At 66.5% G+C, this 16,559-nt stretch carries 17 protein-coding genes; 13 read left to right on the top strand and 4 right to left on the bottom strand.

The genetic code is table 11. The annotated features are described in order from the left end of the window. The first annotated feature begins 162 nt into the window (after positions 1-162). Genes AADZ90_RS08410 through AADZ90_RS08425 form a run of 4 tightly spaced genes read left to right on the top strand, consistent with a single transcriptional unit; the run spans position 163 to position 3,329 of the window. Positions 163-870 carry an ABC transporter permease gene (locus AADZ90_RS08410; protein WP_367312135.1) on the top strand — a complete coding sequence of 236 codons (708 nt, stop codon included), beginning with the start codon at positions 163-165 and terminating at the stop codon, positions 868-870. Beyond that, positions 863-1,621, top strand: a complete 759-nt coding sequence (locus AADZ90_RS08415; protein ID WP_367312136.1) for an ATP-binding cassette domain-containing protein — start codon at positions 863-865, stop codon at positions 1,619-1,621. The genes AADZ90_RS08410 and AADZ90_RS08415 overlap by 8 nt, the downstream gene beginning before the upstream one ends. A 16-nt stretch (positions 1,622-1,637) precedes the next feature. Then, a complete protein-coding gene (locus AADZ90_RS08420; protein ID WP_367312137.1) occupies positions 1,638-2,453 on the top strand; it encodes an ABC transporter substrate-binding protein in 816 nt (271 codons plus the stop codon). Positions 2,454-2,456: 3 nt separating this feature from the next. Next, positions 2,457-3,329: a substrate-binding domain-containing protein gene (locus AADZ90_RS08425; RefSeq protein WP_367312138.1), complete on the top strand. Its 873-nt coding sequence runs from the start codon at positions 2,457-2,459 to the stop codon at positions 3,327-3,329. Here the strand turns inward: AADZ90_RS08425 and AADZ90_RS08430 are convergent. Then, positions 3,326-4,747 carry an HTTM domain-containing protein gene (locus tag AADZ90_RS08430; protein WP_367312139.1) on the bottom strand — a complete coding sequence of 474 codons (1,422 nt, stop codon included), beginning with the start codon at positions 4,745-4,747 and terminating at the stop codon, positions 3,326-3,328. The two genes, AADZ90_RS08425 and AADZ90_RS08430, sit on opposite strands and share 4 nt — an antisense overlap. Before the next feature lie 137 nt (positions 4,748-4,884). On the opposite strand from AADZ90_RS08430, the gene AADZ90_RS08435 reads away from it, so the two are divergent. From AADZ90_RS08435 to AADZ90_RS08455, 5 genes are all read left to right on the top strand, one after another. Further along, positions 4,885-5,262, top strand: coding sequence for a DCC1-like thiol-disulfide oxidoreductase family protein (locus AADZ90_RS08435; RefSeq protein ID WP_367312141.1), 378 nt, complete (start codon positions 4,885-4,887; stop codon positions 5,260-5,262). A gap of 129 nt (positions 5,263-5,391) precedes the next feature. Next, entirely contained in the window at positions 5,392-5,760 is a 369-nt protein-coding gene (locus tag AADZ90_RS08440; protein WP_367312142.1) for a response regulator transcription factor, read from the top strand. Then, complete coding sequence (locus AADZ90_RS08445; protein WP_367312143.1) at positions 5,757-6,041, top strand: hypothetical protein; 285 nt, start codon at positions 5,757-5,759, stop codon at positions 6,039-6,041. Before AADZ90_RS08440 ends, AADZ90_RS08445 begins: the two co-directional genes overlap by 4 nt. A 7-nt stretch (positions 6,042-6,048) precedes the next feature. Then, complete coding sequence (locus tag AADZ90_RS08450) at positions 6,049-8,703, top strand: ATP-binding protein (protein WP_367312144.1); 2,655 nt, start codon at positions 6,049-6,051, stop codon at positions 8,701-8,703. A gap of 66 nt (positions 8,704-8,769) precedes the next feature. Beyond that, positions 8,770-9,792 carry a flagellar motor switch protein FliM gene (locus tag AADZ90_RS08455; RefSeq protein ID WP_367312145.1) on the top strand — a complete coding sequence of 341 codons (1,023 nt, stop codon included), beginning with the start codon at positions 8,770-8,772 and terminating at the stop codon, positions 9,790-9,792. Positions 9,793-10,063: 271 nt separating this feature from the next. Here AADZ90_RS08455 and AADZ90_RS08460 read toward each other — a convergent pair whose 3' ends face one another. Further along, on the bottom strand, positions 10,064-10,489 hold the full coding sequence (locus tag AADZ90_RS08460) for a protein tyrosine phosphatase family protein (protein WP_367312146.1): 426 nt from the start codon (positions 10,487-10,489) through the stop codon (positions 10,064-10,066). 174 nt (positions 10,490-10,663) lie between these two features. Here AADZ90_RS08460 and AADZ90_RS08465 point away from each other — a divergent pair, with 174 nt between their 5' ends. Next, positions 10,664-10,873, top strand: coding sequence for a hypothetical protein (locus AADZ90_RS08465; RefSeq protein ID WP_367312147.1), 210 nt, complete (start codon positions 10,664-10,666; stop codon positions 10,871-10,873). 41 nt (positions 10,874-10,914) lie between these two features. On the opposite strand, the gene AADZ90_RS08470 is transcribed toward AADZ90_RS08465, so the two are convergent. After that, on the bottom strand, positions 10,915-12,141 hold the full coding sequence (locus tag AADZ90_RS08470) for an acyl-CoA dehydrogenase family protein (RefSeq protein WP_367312148.1): 1,227 nt from the start codon (positions 12,139-12,141) through the stop codon (positions 10,915-10,917). 254 nt (positions 12,142-12,395) lie between these two features. Between AADZ90_RS08470 and AADZ90_RS08475 the strand changes: the two genes are divergently transcribed. After that, a complete protein-coding gene (locus tag AADZ90_RS08475) occupies positions 12,396-13,427 on the top strand; it encodes a phosphotransferase (protein ID WP_367312149.1) in 1,032 nt (343 codons plus the stop codon). 178 nt (positions 13,428-13,605) lie between these two features. Here the strand turns inward: AADZ90_RS08475 and AADZ90_RS08480 are convergent, their stop codons facing one another. Then, entirely contained in the window at positions 13,606-13,821 is a 216-nt protein-coding gene (locus AADZ90_RS08480; RefSeq protein WP_367312150.1) for a hypothetical protein, read from the bottom strand. Between the two features lie 128 nt (positions 13,822-13,949). Between AADZ90_RS08480 and AADZ90_RS08485 the strand changes: the two genes are divergently transcribed. Both AADZ90_RS08485 and AADZ90_RS08490 read left to right on the top strand, forming a co-directional pair. After that, positions 13,950-14,213 (top strand): DUF2312 domain-containing protein, encoded by a 264-nt coding sequence (locus AADZ90_RS08485; protein ID WP_367312151.1) that lies wholly within the window; start codon positions 13,950-13,952, stop codon positions 14,211-14,213. Between the two features lie 5 nt (positions 14,214-14,218). Next, a complete protein-coding gene (locus AADZ90_RS08490; protein WP_367312152.1) occupies positions 14,219-16,519 on the top strand; it encodes a glycogen/starch/alpha-glucan phosphorylase in 2,301 nt (766 codons plus the stop codon). Positions 16,520-16,559: the final 40 nt, after the last annotated feature.

Here is a 16,559-nt window from a genome sequence, read left to right on the forward strand (position 1 = left end):
GCCGGAAATTCTGCAAAGAAATGCAAGGTCGCGCGGGCAGAGGCTCGCGCGGCCTTTTTCTTTGGGATTCTACCATTTAGACCGCCAATTCTACTTGCGAGCCCGGTTCGCGGTAGAGTAGATTTGTCCTAACTAGGCGCTTCTTCCGGCGGGTCGGAAATTTTGCAAGATTACTCGGAAATCCTGGGATTGGCGGCGGGCCTTGTCCTGTCGGGCGATGCCGATCTGGCAGAGATCGTCGGATTGTCGCTGCAGGTCAGCCTGACGGCGACGGCCTTGGCCTGCCTGATCGGGCTGCCTTTGGGGGCGCTGGTCGCGACGACGCGGTTTCCGGGACGCGGAGCGGTTCTGGTAACGCTGAACGCGCTGATGGGGCTGCCGCCGGTGGTGGTGGGGCTTTTCGTTTACCTTCATCTGTCGCGGGCCGGGCCGCTGGGGTTCTTGGGGCTGCTCTACACGCCCACCGCCATGATCATCGCGCAGACGATCCTGATCACGCCGATCGTCGCGGCCCTGTCGCGGCAGGTGCTGGAGGATCTGCATGCGGAGTATTCCGAGCAGTTCCGGTCGTTCTGCCTGAACAAGACGCAGGTCATCGGTGCCGTCCTCTGGGACGGGCGCTATGCGCTGCTGACGGTGGCGCTGGCGGGATTTGGGCGGGCCGTGGCCGAGGTGGGCGCAGTGATGATCGTGGGCGGCAATATCGACCATCTGACCCGGGTGATGACGACGGCGATCGCATTGGAGACCTCCAAGGGAGAGCTGGCCCTGGCGCTGGCGCTTGGCATCGTTCTGATGGTGCTGGCGCTGGGTGTGAACGCGGCGGTGCACGGGGTGCGGGCGACGGCGGCGCGGCAAGCCTATGCCTGACGGGATCGTCCTTCCCTTCGAGGGCGTGGCCGACGCGCCCGTCGCCGCGGCCCCCTTGCCGCTGCGCGTGTCGAAGCTGCGGCTGGAGGCGGGTGGCCAGGCGCTGATCGACGGAATTGATCTGGCCCTGGCGCCCAGCGGCGTGACGATGGTGATGGGCCCGAACGGGGCGGGAAAGAGCCTGCTCTTGCGGCTTCTGCACGGGTTGGTGCCCGCGAGTTCGGGAGAGATCTGTTGGGGCGGGCTGCCCCTGGATGAGGTGCGCGGGCGGCAGGCGATGGTGTTTCAGAAGCCGGTGCTGCTGCGCCGGTCGGTGGCGGCGAATGTCGATTTCGTGCTGAAGAGCCGCGGGGCGCGCGATGATAGGCGTCGCGACGCGCTTTTGGAACATGTGGGCCTGCTTGACCGCGCGCGGCAGCCGGCGCGGCTGTTGTCGGGGGGCGAGCAGCAGCGGCTGGCGCTGGCGCGGGCGCTGGCGACGGGGCCGGAGGTTCTGTTCCTGGACGAGCCGACGGCGAGCCTCGACCCGGCCTCCGTCGGCATGATCGAGGATATCGTCCGGGCGGCGCGGGCCAGCGGCACCAAGATCATCTTTGTAAGCCACGATATCGGTCAGGCCCGGCGCCTGGCCGATGACGTGGTGTTCCTCCATGGCGGGCGGCTGGCCGAGCACAGCCGCGCCAGCCGCTTCTTCTCTTCGCCCCTGTCGGAGGCCGCGGCGCGCTACCTCGATGGTGGGTTGCTTTACTGACGACAGGGACTTCACGATGACTTTCACCCGCACTCTGGTTTTTGCCTTTGCCGCGACCCTTGGCGGGGGCGCCTTGGCCGAGGGGGCCGTGCTGGTTCAATCGACGACCTCGACCGCCAATTCAGGGCTTTACGATCATCTCTTGCCGATCTTCGAGGAAGAGACGGGGATCACCGTGAACGTGGTGGCAGTTGGCACCGGTCAGGCGCTGCAGAATGCGCGGAATTGCGACGCGGATCTGCTGCTGGTTCATGCCAAGGCCTCGGAGGAGGAATTCGTGGCCGGGGGCTACGGCACGGTGCGGACGGATCTGATGTACAACGATTTCGTCATCGTCGGCCCGGCGGATGATCCGGCGGGTATTGCCGGGATGAGCGATGTGCAGGAGGCTTTGGCGGTGATCGCGGCGGCCGAGGCGCCGTTTGCCTCGCGCGGGGACGATTCGGGGACGCATAAGAAAGAGATGGCCTTGTGGGCCGAGACCGGGGCCGATCCCGCGGCGGCCTCGGGCGCGTGGTATCGCGAGACGGGATCCGGGATGGGCGCGACGCTGAATGCCGGGATCGGGATGGGCGCCTATGTGATGACGGATCGCGCGACGTGGATCAGCTTCGGCAACAAGGGGGATTTCGGGATTGTCGTCGAGGGTGACGCGGACCTGTTCAACCAGTATGGTGTGATCCCGGTCAGCCCGGAGGCCTGCCCGCAGGTGAATGCCGAAGGGGCGCGGGCTTTTGCCGATTGGCTTTTGTCTGCCCAGGGGCAGGCGGCCATCGCGGCGTTCGAAGTCGATGGACAGCAACTGTTTTTTCCAAATGCCCCAGAGAGGTGATGTATGGCGGCGGCCGATCCTGAGAGCCCTGAGTTTCTGACGGTCAAGGAGCTGGCGCAGCTTCTGCGCATCAAAGAGCGGAAGGTCTATGATCTGGCTGCCTCGGGCGCTGTGCCTGTGTCGCGGGTGACGGGGAAGCTGCTGTTTCCCGAGGCCGAGATCCGGGACTGGATCGGGCGCGGGCGGTCTGGCGCGGTTCAGGCCGCACCGGTGCGGCCGCCGGTCTTTCTGGGCAGCCATGATCCGCTGCTGGATTGGGCGCTGCGGCAGTCGCGGGCCGGGCTGGCGACGTTTCTGGATGGAAGTCTGGATGGTTTGACGCGGTTCGGCGCGTGCGAAGGCGTTGCGACGGGGCTGCATCTGCGGGATGCCGCGTCGGGCCTGTGGAACGTGCCCGCGGTCGAGGGGCTGGGCGATGCGGTCCTGCTGTCCTGGGCGCGGCGGCGGCGCGGGCTGCTGGTGCGCACCGAGGAGATCGGCGGGCTTCCCGCCCTTGCCGGACGGCGGGTCGTGCCGCGGCAGGCGGAGGCGGGCACGCAGGCGCTGTTCCAGCAGGTCGCAGGAGAAGCGGGGCTGGATCTGGCGGAGGTTCAGCTTCTGACACCTGCGCGCAGCGAGGATGACGCGGCGCGCGCCGTGGCCGAGGGGGTCGCCGATGCGGCCTTCGGGCTGGAGGCACTGGCGGGGCTTTACGGTCTGCGCTTTGTGCCGGTGGTCGAGGAGCGGTTCGATCTGCTTGTCGACCGGCGGGCGTGGTTCGAGCCGCCCTTGCAGCGGCTCGCCGCCTTCTGTCGCGGCGCGGAGTTTGCCGAGCGCGCAGAGGCCCAGCGGGGTTACGATTTCAGCGGCCTCTTCGAGGTGCGCTGGAACGCTTAGCGGGCCGGGACGATCTGGGGCAGCTCCTCCTCCCGCTGCAGAGGGAAGGGGGGCAGCCAGTCGGGCACGATCCCGTCGGCGGCGCGCTCGTAATTCGGCAGGATCCACGGATCGGGGCCGAAGAGGTTGTAAGGCACCTCGGTCAGGTCGACATTCGGGTCGGTGAATTGCTGGGGCGGGCGGCCGTTAAAGGCCACCTGGACGTCGGCGCGGACGGAGACATCGGAATAGCCTTGTTCGATGAAGTAATCCTCGAGCTTGTGGGCGAAAGCATGGACGAGATCGGGCCGTGCGAGAACGTTTCGGGCCTGGCGGTTGCTCATCGCATCGCGGGGATTGATCGCGACCGAGTCTCCGTCCGGCCCGGTGACGATGAAGACGCCCTCGCTGTCGCGGTCGTAGATCCGCATCCGCCAGGAGAAGCGGTGGCCGTCGCCGCTCCACCCGACATTTGTCGGGAAGAAGGCTTGCCGTTGCGGGATGATGATCTGGACGGCGAACCAGACGGCGAGTGCGGTCAGGCCCCAGGGGGCGATGCGGTAGGTGGCCTGCGGCAATGGCGGCTTTTCCGGCACGGCTTCGAACAGGCCGAGGAACCGGCGGGCGAGTTGCTGGGGCCAGTCGGGGGCGAAGAAGATCGTCGTCAGCGCCAGCGTGATCCAAGGGAAGATGCCGATGTTGAAGAGCTGCGCGTTCGACCAGTGGAAGAAGGCGTAGATCAGGAAAACGGCGAGCCGCGTCCGATGCCAGAGGAGGAGCGGCGCCCCCACGACATGGAGCAGGACCGTGCCCCAGGAGGCCAGCACAAAGGAGATGTCGTAGTTGAAGAGAAAGCCGAAGAAGACGTCGCCCTGGGCATCGCTGAGCCATTCGCGCAGGGGCTCTCCCCTCAGCCAGTCGTCGGTAATCTTCACGATGCCGGCGTAGATCAGGATGATCTCGGTCTGGAGCTTGATCACGCTGACCGGCCAGCGGGGGATGACCTGTGACCGGATCTGCGGCCGGAGCCAGGCATCGACGGAAAAGGCCCGGTTCGCGGGCATGAAGCACATCAGGATCCCGTAGAGGATCACCATGTAGTTGTGGTTGAGGTACTGGGTCCGGTCGAGCAGGAAGTAATAGGCGAAGATCGCCGTGAGCGCGACGATCGAGATGCGGTAGAAGGCGCCGAAGGCGACCATCAGTCCGAACAGGCCGACGCCGAGCCAGAGGATGTGGATCCAGGGCTCCGGCAGGGGGTGGACGAAGGGCAGGAAGGGGAAGTTGAACTGCGGATCGACGTAGTAGCGCCCGATCCGGTCGGCCCGGATGTAGCGCACGCAATCCCAGGCGAGGATCAGCCCGAAGGCGATGCGCACCACGACGAGGGATTGGATCGAGATCGGATGTTCGAGATGGGTGCGGATCTTGGCCAGCACGGCTTCTGCCCTGATTTTGCTTTGCTTTCCGGGTGACTATATCAAGGTGGTGAAGCTGTTCTAGCGCTCTGGCCTCAACTGAAGAGCCATCAGACATAAACCGCCGGTGTAAACCGCAAGAGAAGGGGAACCATTCGATGTCAGAACCCGTACGCGTGGTCTATGACGGCGAGTGTCCGTTCTGCAGGGCCTATATTCGCATGGTCCGCCTGCGGGAGGCCACCGGTGGTGTCGAGCTGGTCGATGCGCGGTCCGATCATCCGGTTCTGGAGAGGATTGCTGCCGCTGGGCTGAACCTGGACACCGGGATGGTGGTGGAGCTTGACGGCCAGCTTCTGCACGGGGATCAGGCGATGACGGCGCTGGCTGGTATGACCACGCGGTCAGGCGCGTTCAATCGGCTGGTGCGCGGGCTGTTCCGCCGCCCGGGCCTGGCCAAGGTCGTTTATCCGCCTATGGTGGCGGGCCGGAACCTGACCCTGCGGTTGTTGGGGCGGAAGCCGATCAATGGCTGACGGGCTGTCATCCGTGAAATAATCTTGCGTGATCCCCTGTGGTCTTTTGACAGACCGCCCCTTTGCCGCAATAGTCCATGAACGGGCCCGCAGACGGCCCCTTGGACAGGTTTGGGGAGGGCCTGGGCCATGGGACGACGAGTTCTTCTGATAGAGGATGAACCCAACATCATCGAGGCGATCAGCTTCATCCTGTCCCGGGACGGTTGGACCGTTCACACCCATTCCGATGGGCTGACGGCGGCGGACCGCGTGCGCGAGGGAAAGCCGGAGCTTGTGATCCTCGACGTCATGCTGCCCGGCCGCAGCGGCTTCGACATCCTGCGCGACCTGCGCGCGTCGGAGGAGACGGCGGCGGTGCCGGTTCTGATGCTGACCGCGCGGGGGCAGACCAAGGATCGCGAGATGGCCGAGCGGCTGGGCGTCAGCCAGTTCATGACCAAGCCGTTCTCGAATGCCGAAGTGATCGAGAGCGTGCGGGCGCTGGTCGCGTCATGACTGTCCAGCGCCCCGGTATCTTCCTCGCCAAGGCGTCTTACCGCCAGCGGCGGATGCGGGACGCGGCGCGGATGCTTCCGGTGATCGGCGCGGCCCTGCTGCTGCTGCCGATGGCGTGGAGCGGGCCGGCAGAGGGGGCGGCGCAGCGGACTTCTGTCGCGGGGCTCTACCTTTTTGCGGTCTGGATCGGGCTGGTTGCGGCCGCCGCGCTGCTGGCGCGCCCGCTGCAGCGGCCGGATGTGATGCCCGAAGATCGCGAGGCGCCGGTGGACGAGGGCTAGCGGGACCATGCTGACCTTCAACCTTCTGGTTGCGGTCGCTTTGGGCTATGTCGCGCTGCTGTTCCTCGTGGCCTTCATGGCCGAGAGGCGCGCGGCACGCGGGCGGGACGGCTGGCTGCGCTCGCCGCTGATCTACACCCTGTCCCTGTCGATCTATTGCACCGCCTGGACGTTCTACGGTGCCGTGGGATATGCGGCCCGGTCGGGGCTGGAATTCCTGGTGATCTACCTTGGCCCGACGCTGGTTCTGGTCGGCTGGTGGGCGATCCTGCGCAAGCTCGTGCGGGTCGGGCGGGCGCAGCGGATCACGTCGGTGGCCGACCTGATCTCCTCCCGTTTCGGGAAGTCCAATACGCTGGGCGTGATCGTCACGCTGATCGCCGTGATCGCCACGACACCCTATATCGCGCTGCAATTGCAATCGGTGACGCTGTCGGTGCGGGTCTTCGCGGAAGGCGCCTGGAGCACGGCGGAACTGGAGGCGACGGCGTTCTGGGTGGCCGCCGGGCTGGCGCTCTTCACGATCCTCTTCGGGACGCGGAACCTCGACGTGAACGAGCGGCACCACGGGGTTGTCATGGCGATCGCGGTCGAGGCGGTCGTGAAGCTGTTTGCGCTGCTGGCCGTGGGGATCTTCGTCGTCTGGTCGGTCGCCGACGGGCCGGCGGATGTGATGGCCAAGATCGACGCCTCGCCGCTGTCGTCCTGGGAGATCGGGGCGGGCCGCTGGGCCGGGCTGATCTTCCTGTCGGCGGCGGCCTTCATCTGCCTGCCGCGCATGTTCCACGTCCTGGTCGTCGAGAACGCGGATGAGCGGCATCTGGCGACGGCCGGCTGGGCGTTCCCGCTGTATCTGGGGGCGATGAGCCTCTTCGTGGTCCCGATCGCCGTGGTGGGCCTGGAAGTCATGCCGGTGGGGGCCAATCCCGACCTGTTCGTGCTGACGCTGCCGCTGGCGCTGGAGGCGGAGGGGCTGGCGCTGCTGTCCTTCCTGGGCGGGCTGTCCTCGGCCACATCGATGGTGATCGTGGCCTCCATCGCGCTCTCGATCATGGTGTCGAACCACATCGTGATGCCGATCTGGCTGAGCGCGGGGTCGGGCGGGGCGACCATGTCGGGGGACGTGCGGCGCATCGTCATCCTGTCGCGGCGGTTCGCCATCGCGGGTGTGCTGGCGCTGGGGTGGCTTTACTTCCGGCTCTCCGGCGCGGGGACGTCTTTGGCGGCGATCGGGCTGATCTCCTTCGTGGGGATCGCGCAGGTGTTGCCGTCGCTTCTGGGCGGGCTTTACTGGCGCGGGGCCACGCGGATCGGGGCCGGGGCCGGACTGATCGTGGGGTTCGCCATCTGGGCTTACACGCTTTTCGTTCCGGCACTTGCGGGCGGGTCGAACCTGGTGGTTCTGGGCCCGGCGGGGATCGGCTGGCTGCGTCCGCAGGAGCTGTTCGGTTTCGAGGGGATGGACCCGGTCCTGCATGCGGTCCTCTGGTCGATGCTGTTGAACACGCTTGCCTTTTTCGTGGGCTCTGTCCTGACCTTTCCCACGCCTTTGGAACGTCTGCAGGGGGCACAGGTGGTCCATGTCTTCGACCACACGACCGGGCCGCGGGGCTGGCGCCACGGGGTGCCCGAGGTCGAGGATCTGCTGATCATGGCGCAACGTATCCTGGGCGCCGCGGAAGCGCAGGCGCTGTTCCAGGCCGAGGCGGAGCGGCAGGGGAGCACGGGCTATCTGCCTGAAGTCACGCCAGAATTTCTTGATCATTTCGAGCGGGAACTGGCGGGATCGGTGGGCGCCGCGACAGCGCATGCGATGGTCGGGCAGATGATCGGGGGCACCGCGGTGTCGGTCGAGGATCTGATCGCGGTGGCCGATGAGACGGCGCAGATGATGGAGTATTCCTCACGCCTTGAGGCGCAGTCGGCGGAGCTGACGCGGACCGCGCGGCAACTGCGGGATGCGAACGAAAAGCTGACGGCGCTGTCGATCCAGAAGGATGCCTTCCTCAGCCAGGTGAGCCACGAGCTGCGCACGCCGATGACGTCGATCCGGTCGTTCTCGGAACTGATGCGCGACGGGGCGGCCGGCCCGGAGGAGCAGGCGCGGTTCGCCGGGATCATCCAGGACGAGGCGGTGCGTCTGACCCGGCTGCTGGACGACATCCTGGACCTCAGCGTCATGGAGAACGGGCAGGTTTCCCTCAACATATCAACGGGTAATCTGGCGGATCTGATCGACCGGGCGATTGCGGCGACGGGCCTTGGGCCGGAGGATCTGAGGATCGTCCGGGACCGGGAGGCCGAGCGGGCGGTGACGCTGGAAACCGACCTCGACCGGCTGTCGCAGGTCTTTATCAACGTGATTTCGAACGCCGGGAAGTATTGCGATGCGGAGGCGCCGGAGCTGCGGATCGAGGTGCGGGGCGGCGCGGTCGATCTGATCGATAACGGGTCGGGCATTCCCAAGGACAGCCGCCGCGTGATCTTCGAGAAGTTCTCGCGCCTGTCGGATCAGTCGGCGGCGGGTGGGGCCGGACTGGGCCTCGCCATCTGCCGCGAGATCATGGAAAAGCTGGGCGGATCAATCTCTTACCTGCCGGGGCAGGGTGGGGCTGCATTCCGGATCGGCCTGCCGGAGCGGCGCGCGCTCGCGGCACAGTAACAGCCTTAACCGATCGGTAATGGGCGGGCCGCTAAGGTCGTGCGAGAGGTGAGCACGAGCGGCGGAATGGGCGAGACGGATCAGACGACATCTGTGCTGCGGCGGAAGGCGCGCGGGTCCGGCCGGCCGGTTGCGGAGGCTTTGAGCGATGTGGGGATCGGGCGGGCCACGCGGAAGGCGGCGGAGGCGGCGCTGGGGGCGCCGCTGCATGTGCTTGATTTCGAACGGGAAACCTGCGGGCTGGAGGGCGGCTTGTCGCGCTGCGGGGACGATCCGCTTCTGTTCGGTCTGGACGGCCCCACCGGGCGGCGAGGGCTGATTGCTCTGGACGCGCAGGCACGGGCGGCGGTGGTGGAACTGTCGACGTTGGGCCGGGTTCTGGCCGAGGCGCCGGTCGGGCGGCGCCCCACGGCGGCGGAGGCGGCGCTGGTGGTGCCGTTTGTGGAGGCGCTGATGGCGGCACTTGGAGAGGCCGCCTTGGGCGAACTGGCGGCGTTCGGCGGGGCGGAGATGCTGCCGGATCCGGGAACGGCGGAGCTGTTGCTGGCACCGGAAAACCATGAGGTGACCCGGATCCGCCTGCGCCTGAACGATGCGGGACGGGAGGGGCAGGTGCTGATCATGCTGCCCGCGCCGGTCGATAAGGTGATGGAAGACAAGGCGTTACCGTCCAAAGTGGAGGGATGGGAGGCGAAGCTGCGGCAGGGGGTCCTGGCCGCGACATCCGATTTGGAGATTGTGCTGGCGCGGATGAATCTGCCGTTCTCGGCGATCCGGACCTTTGCCCCCGGGGCAACAATTCCTTTGCCGTCGGACGCCTTCGGGAAGGTCACGCTGGAGAGCCTGGATGGCCGGGTCGTGGCGCGGGGGCGATTGGGCCAGGTCTCTGGCGTCCGGGCGGTGCGGCTGGCGGAGGAGGCCGGACAGGAGGGTGTGTTCTCGCCCAGCGGGGCCGTGGCGCGTGAGGCCGAGAGTGTCGAGGCCCGGCGGGTGGGCGAGGCCCCTTCGGACGCGGCCGGGGACGGTTCGGTGATGCCGTCGGCTCCTGCACGGGAGTTGCTGGAAGATGATTTGAAAACAGGAACTTAGAGGAAGGTCCTCGAAGGGTGCTTGCAAGTTGAGAAGGCGGAGTTGGCCAACGCTGTTGAGTAGCGTGGGTGACGGAGGCAGAGGGCTGCCTGGTTGTTCAAGGATGCGCTGCGTGGCCTCGCGGCCTGTCGCCTGGCAGCGCCTGCCGTTTCGGATGGTGACGGCCCTGATCTGCATGAGGGTCTTGGTTCGGCGGACGGTCCGGCGCCCGGCCCAATGCGGCAACAATATGCGTTAACAAAGGGTTAACGCGTCTTATCCGCAGCGCCGCTTAGCCGTTGGCGAGCGCGTCGAGCTGCGGACGCAGGCCGGCAATGTCGTAGCCTGCCTTTGCGGCCGCGCCGATGATCTTGTCCGCCGGCTGCAGGCCCGCCTGACCGAGAGCCCAGACGATCGTGCAGCGCGTGCCCGAGGCGCAATAGGCCATGACCGGCCCAACGGAGCCTTCCACGATCGCACGTTGCTCGGCCACAAGCTCTGGCGTGATGGTCTGGTGGGTGACCGGAAGCACCTTGAATTCAAGGCCCGCCGCCTTGGCCGCTGCGCCCACCGCCTGAGCCTGCAGGGGTTGCGGCACTTCGCCATCGGGGCGGTTGCAGAGGATCGTGGTAAAGCCTGCATCGCGAATCACCTCCACATCTTCCGGGGTAATCTGCGGCGAGACGGCGTAGTGATCGGTGAGCGGACGTATCTCCATGCCGCTTCACTACCGGCTGTGGAATGGGCGGTCCAGATTTCTATGGATCAATAATGCAGCACCGGGCGAAATGTCGCGGAATCCTTTGTTTTCTTGATCTCGAGCAATGCACATATGCGATTTATCCGTATTATTGAGAGGCACGCTGGTGGCGCGTGCAACAGGGAGAGAGAGATGCACGAAGAGCGCATTGTTCATGAACTGAACGACGTTATGGCCCAGATCGAGGTCAGCCGTGACCGCCTTGATCTTCAACCGAAGCTGCACCAGGTGATCCTTGAGATGGATCGGCGCCGGGTTGCGGTTCCCAAGCGGGCCCGGCGGATGGAGGCCGCGTTGAAAGACGAAGCCGTCGAGGCGATGTTCGACAACGTGCCGGTCTAGGTAAGCCAAGCCCAACGACTTTGCGGTAAGCGTCTGATCCGTCAGACGCTTTCCTGCGTGTAGCGGCGCAGTTCCGCGCGGGCCACCTGGCGCCGGTGGACGGCATCGGGTCCGTCGGCGAGGCGGAGGGTGCGCAGATGGGTCCATTGCCGGGCGAGCGGGGTGTCCTGGGAGACACCGGCGGCGCCGTGCATCTGGACCGCGGCATCGGTGATCTTCAACGCGATTTCGGGGGCGATCACCTTGATCTGGCTGATCCAGGGGGCGGCCTCGCGCGGGGTGGCGTTGTCCATCATCCAGGCGGCCTTGAGGCAGAGCAGGCGGGCCTGTTCGATCCCCATCCTTGCATTCGCGATCTCGTCGTAATTGCCGCCGAGGGCGGCGAGCGGCTTGCCGAAGGCGGTGCGCTGGAGGGACCGTTTTGCCATGAGTTCCAACGCTTTCTCAGCCTGACCTAAGGCGCGCATGCAGTGATGTATGCGGCCGGGGCCGAGGCGGCCCTGGGCGATTTCGAACCCGCGACCTTCGCCGAGCAGGAGGTCTTTCATCGGGACGCGGACGTCGGTGAAGCGGATATGCATATGGCCATGGGGGGCGTCGTCGTGACCGTAGACTTCCATCGCGCGCAGCTTTTCGACGCCCGGCGCATCGGCGGGGACGATAAACATGGAGTGCTGGACGTGTTTTGGCATGTGATCGCCGCCGGTACGGGCGAGCACGATGTAGACGGCGCAGCGGGGATCGCCGGCGCCGGTGGCCCACCATTTCTCTCCGTTCAGGACGAATTCGTCGCCGTCGAGGATGGCGGACATGGCGATATTCGTGGCGTCCGACGAGGCGACATCGGGTTCGGTCATCAAGTAGGCGGAGCGGATTTCGCCGTCTTTCAGGGGCTTTAGCCAGCGGTCCTTATGGTCGTCGCTGCCGTAGCGGGTGAAGACCTCCATATTGCCGGTATCGGGCGCGTTGCAGTTGAAGACCTCTGCCGCGAGGTGGGAGCGGCCCATCTCCTCGGCCAGGTAGGCGTAGTCGACCGTCGTGAGGTCGGCGCCGCCGGTCAGCGTGTCCCAGAAGTTCCAGAGGCCGCGGGATTTGGCCTTGGTCTTGAGGGTTTCCAGGATCTCGGCCTGGCGGGGGGTGAAGGTCCAGCGGTCGCCTTTGTTCACCTCCGACAGGAACTCGTCGTCGAGGGGGGCGATCTCGTCGCGGACCATGTTCTGGACAGCCTCGAAGGTGGGTTTCAGGCGGTCGGAGAGGCCGAGATCCATCGTATTGGCTCCTGCTTATGGGTTCTGTGCCGGAAGAGGGCCGAATCGGGGGTTAATGTGTTGATTTTGCATGGGATCGGCGTGTCGGCATTTGGTCAGCATATTGTCGGACTTTCGTCGGGCATAAAAGGCCGGGTTTGGCCGGGTGAACGGGGCGCGCGTTGCATGGGTCCGGAGGGCGGGAAACAATCGCCGGGTTTGGGCCGGATCGTTTGCGGGTTGCGCGGGGCCGTGCGCGGGGCGCAAATGAGGCTATGAAAGATGAGATTTCAGGCCTTGGGATATCGCAGGCTGCGCTTGGCGCGTGGCTGGAGGATCATGTCGGCGGGTTTGCGGACCTGCGGGCGGTGGAGAAGTTCGGGGCAGGGCAGTCGAATCCGACCTACCGGCTGGAGGCCGGGTCGGGGACCTATGTGCTGCGGTCGAAGCCGCCTGGGAAGTTGTTGAAGTCGGCGCATCTGGTGGAGCGAGATTTCCGGGTGATGGCGGCGCTGGCGGGGACGGATGTGCCGGTGCCGGAGGTGTTTGCCTTGGCCGCCGACGAGGCGTCGCCGACGGGGCGGGCGTTCTTCGTGATGGAACATCTGGAGGGGCGGATCTTTTGGGATCCGGTGTTGCCGGAGTTGGAGGTCGGTGGGCGGCGGGCGTATTACGACGAGATGGCGCGGGTTCTGGCCGCTTTGCATTCGGTGGATGTGGAGGCGGCCGGGCTGGGCGATTACGGCAAGCCGGGGAACTATTTCGCCCGCCAGACCGAGCGGTGGGCGGGGCAGTATCGCGCGTCGGTCGAGGTGCCGTCGGCGGAGTTCGAGCGGATCGCGGCGTGGCTGGCGGAGCGGATGCCCGAGGATGACGGGCAGGTGGCGCTGGTCCATGGGGATTACCGGCTGGACAACATGATGTTCGCGCCGCACGGGGCGCGGGTGATCGGGCTCTTGGATTGGGAGCTGTCGACGTTGGGCCATCCGCTGGCCGATCTGGCCTATCAGTGCTTTCAGTGGCGGCTGCCCCATGGTGGCCACATGCGGGGGCTGGCCGGCAAGGACCGGGCGGCTTTGGGGCTGCCGACGGAGGAAGAGTATGTCGCGGCCTATGTGGCGGCGCGGGGGGCCGAGGGGGTCGGGGACTGGACGTTCTACCTCGTCTTTTCGGGCTTCCGGCTGGCGGCGATCCTGCAGGGGGTCGCAGCGCGGGCGAAGGCGGGGAATGCGTCGGATCCGAAGGGGGCGATGTATGGGCAGCTGGTGCCGCTGTTGGAGGGGATGATCGTCGGGATGCTGGACTAGCAGCCGGCGCTTCGAAGTAATGTCCCGCCCGGCGGCAACGCCGGGCAGCGCCCGACCCGCCCCCCACGGGGCGGGCGCTTTTGCAACTGTCCAAGCGGCACGACGGTCGCGCTTTGGGCGAACGATGCGATTAGCTCACGGCCGCCCCGTCGGGTCGGGCGCTGCCCTCAGCCCTCGGTCAGCTCAGGATCACCCCGACGACGACGCACATCAGGCCGAGCATCGACAGGAAGAAGGCGCCGAGATTGAGGGGGACGAGCTTTTGCAGGCGGGTGCGAAGCTCTTCCTCGGGCGGGGCCTCGCGGCGGATGGCGAGGACCTTGACCACGCTCCAGACGATGCCAGCGAGGCCGAGCAGCGTGACTGCGGCGCCGATCCAGACCAGAAGCTCCATCCGCTTTTCCTTTTGTTTAAGCGCCTTGGCGTAGCGTGGCCTTGGGGCACGCGCAAGCGGGCTTGCGCGGGGCAAGCGGGGCGCGCTAGGACGCGCGGCGGCAGGATTTTCCCGACAAGAGGTGTGGCATGAGCGACGAGACGAGCAGCGTGACCGAGCAATACCGCGTGACGGCGGACGAGCTGCGATCCTTCATCGAGCGGTTCGAGCGGCTGGAGGCCGAGAAGAAGGATATCGCGGACCAGCAGAAGGAGGTCATGGCCGAGGCCAAGGGGCGCGGCTACGACACCAAGGTCATGCGCAAGGTGATCGCGCTGCGCAAGCGCGACCGGGACGACATCGCCGAGGAAGAGGCGGTGCTGGAGATGTACAAAGAAGCGCTAGGTATGTGAGCCTGATGCGCGATTTGCCGATCTCTGAGGATGCGTTCCGGGCGGGCGTCGATATGCGGCTGGCCGCGGGCGACGGCGTGGCCGAAGCGCTTTGCGGGGCGGCGCGGGACGCGATGGTGCCGCTGTGGCGGCAGGCGCAGGCCAGCGGTGGCAAGCGGGTCGCCTATCTGTCGATGGAGTTTCTGATCGGGCGGCTGCTGCGCGAGACGCTGCGGGCGTTCGGGCTGGAGCGGGCGGCGTCGGAGATCTGTGCGGCGCAGGGGACGACCCTTGGCGAGGTGTTCGAGGCGGAGCCGGATGCGGCTTTGGGCAATGGCGGTCTGGGCCGGTTGGCGGCGTGTTTCCTCGAGTCGATGGCGACGATCGGGTGCCCCGGCGTGGGCTACGGATTGCGATACGAGCATGGGCTGTTCCGGCAGTCGCTTGTTCAGGGCAAGCAGGTGGAGGCGCCTGAGGACTGGCTGCGCTTCGGCGCCCCGTGGGAGCTGAATCCGGGGCGGGCTTACGAGGTGGGCTTTGGCGGCCATGTGACCGACGGCGTCTGGCACCCGGGCGAGCGAGTGCGGGCGGTGGCCCATGACGTGGCCGTGCCGGGCGAAGGCGGACGCTTTGCCGTGATCCTGCGGCTCTGGCAGGCGGAGGCGCTGCGGCCTTTCGATCTGGGCCGGTTCAATTACGGGGATCATGTGGGCGCGTCCGCGGCCGAGGCCTCGGCCCGGGCGCTGACGCGGGTGCTTTATCCCGACGACACGAATGAGGCGGGCAAGGCGCTGCGGCTGAAGCAGGAATATTTCCTGGTGGCCGCGTCACTGGCCGATCTGATGGCGGATCATGAGGGGGCGCTGGCGGATCTGGCCGACGCCCTGGCGGTGCAGTTGAACGACACGCATCCGGCGATCGCGGGGCCCGAGCTGATCCGGCTGCTGGTCGACGGGTGGGGATTGGCGTTCGACGAGGCGGTGGCGCTGGCGCGCAAGGTGCTGGCCTATACGAACCACACGCTGCTGCCCGAGGCGCTGGAGAGCTGGCCCGAGGGGCTGATGGCGTGGCTTTTGCCGCGGCATATGGAGATCATCCGGGATCTGGACGCCGCGCTGCCGGAGGCGGGAATTCTGGACCATGGCGCGGTGCGGATGGGCAACCTGGCCTTCGCGCTGGCGCATCGGGTGAACGGCGTCTCGGCGCTGCATACGGAGCTGATGAAGGAGACGGTGTTTGCCGGGCTCCATGCCAGCTACCCCGAGCGGATCGTGAACCAGACGAACGGCGTGACGCCGCGGCGGTGGATCGCAGGGTGCAATCCGGCTTTGGCAGAGGTGATCACGGGGGCCATCGGGGACGGGTGGCTGACCGATCTGGAGCGGCTGAGCGGGCTGGAGCCGTTGGACGGCGGTGTCGTGGACGCAATGGCCGGGGTGAAGCGGGCGAACAAGGCGCGGCTGGCGGAGTGGCTGGCGGACGAGCATGGGGTGCCGGTCGATCCCGGTGCGATGTTCGACGTGCAGATCAAGCGGATCCATGAATACAAGCGGCAGCATCTGAACATCCTCGAGACGATCGCGCTCTGGCAGGAGATGCGGGACGCGCCTGAGGCCGGTTGGGTGCCGCGGGTGAAGATCTTTGCCGGCAAGGCGGCGCCGGGATACCATTTCGCCAAGGAGATCATTCACCTGATCAACCGCGTGGCGGAGCGAGTGAATGCCGACGAGGTGACGGGCGATCTGCTGAAGGTCGTGTTCGTGCCGAACTACAACGTGAGCGTGGCCGAGCGGCTGATCCCGGCGTCGGATCTGTCGGAGCAGATCTCGACCGCGGGGAAAGAGGCGTCGGGGACCGGCAACATGAAGTTCGCGCTGAACGGCGCGATCACGATCGGGACGCTGGATGGCGCGAATGTGGAGATCCGGGAGCGGGTCGGGGCGGAGAACTTCCTGCTGTTCGGGATGACCGCCGAAGAGGTCGCCGCGCGGCGGGAGATCCCGGGCCACGCGGCCGAGGCGGTGGCGTCGGAGCCACGGCTGGCGCGTGCGCTGGAGACGCTGCATGACGGGACGTTCATCGACGATTGGCCGGATCTGTTTGCCGGGATCGCGGGGAACGTCGCGGGGCATGACCATTACCTCGTCGCGTCGGATTTCGCCGATTACTGGCGCGCGCAGCGCGAGGCGGATGACTGGTACGCCGATGCCGATGGCTGGGCGCAGAAGGCGGCGCTGAATATTGCGCGGTCGGGGTGGTTCTCGTCCGACCGGACGATCCGGGGCTATATGCGCGATATCTGGGGTATTGAGACTGTTAGCGCCTGACGGAACCGAAGATCGCGGCTAGGGTTGGGTCGGAAACAGG

Source organism: Aestuariibius violaceus, from assembly GCF_040779325.2.
Taxonomy (GTDB): domain Bacteria; phylum Pseudomonadota; class Alphaproteobacteria; order Rhodobacterales; family Rhodobacteraceae; genus Aestuariibius; species Aestuariibius violaceus.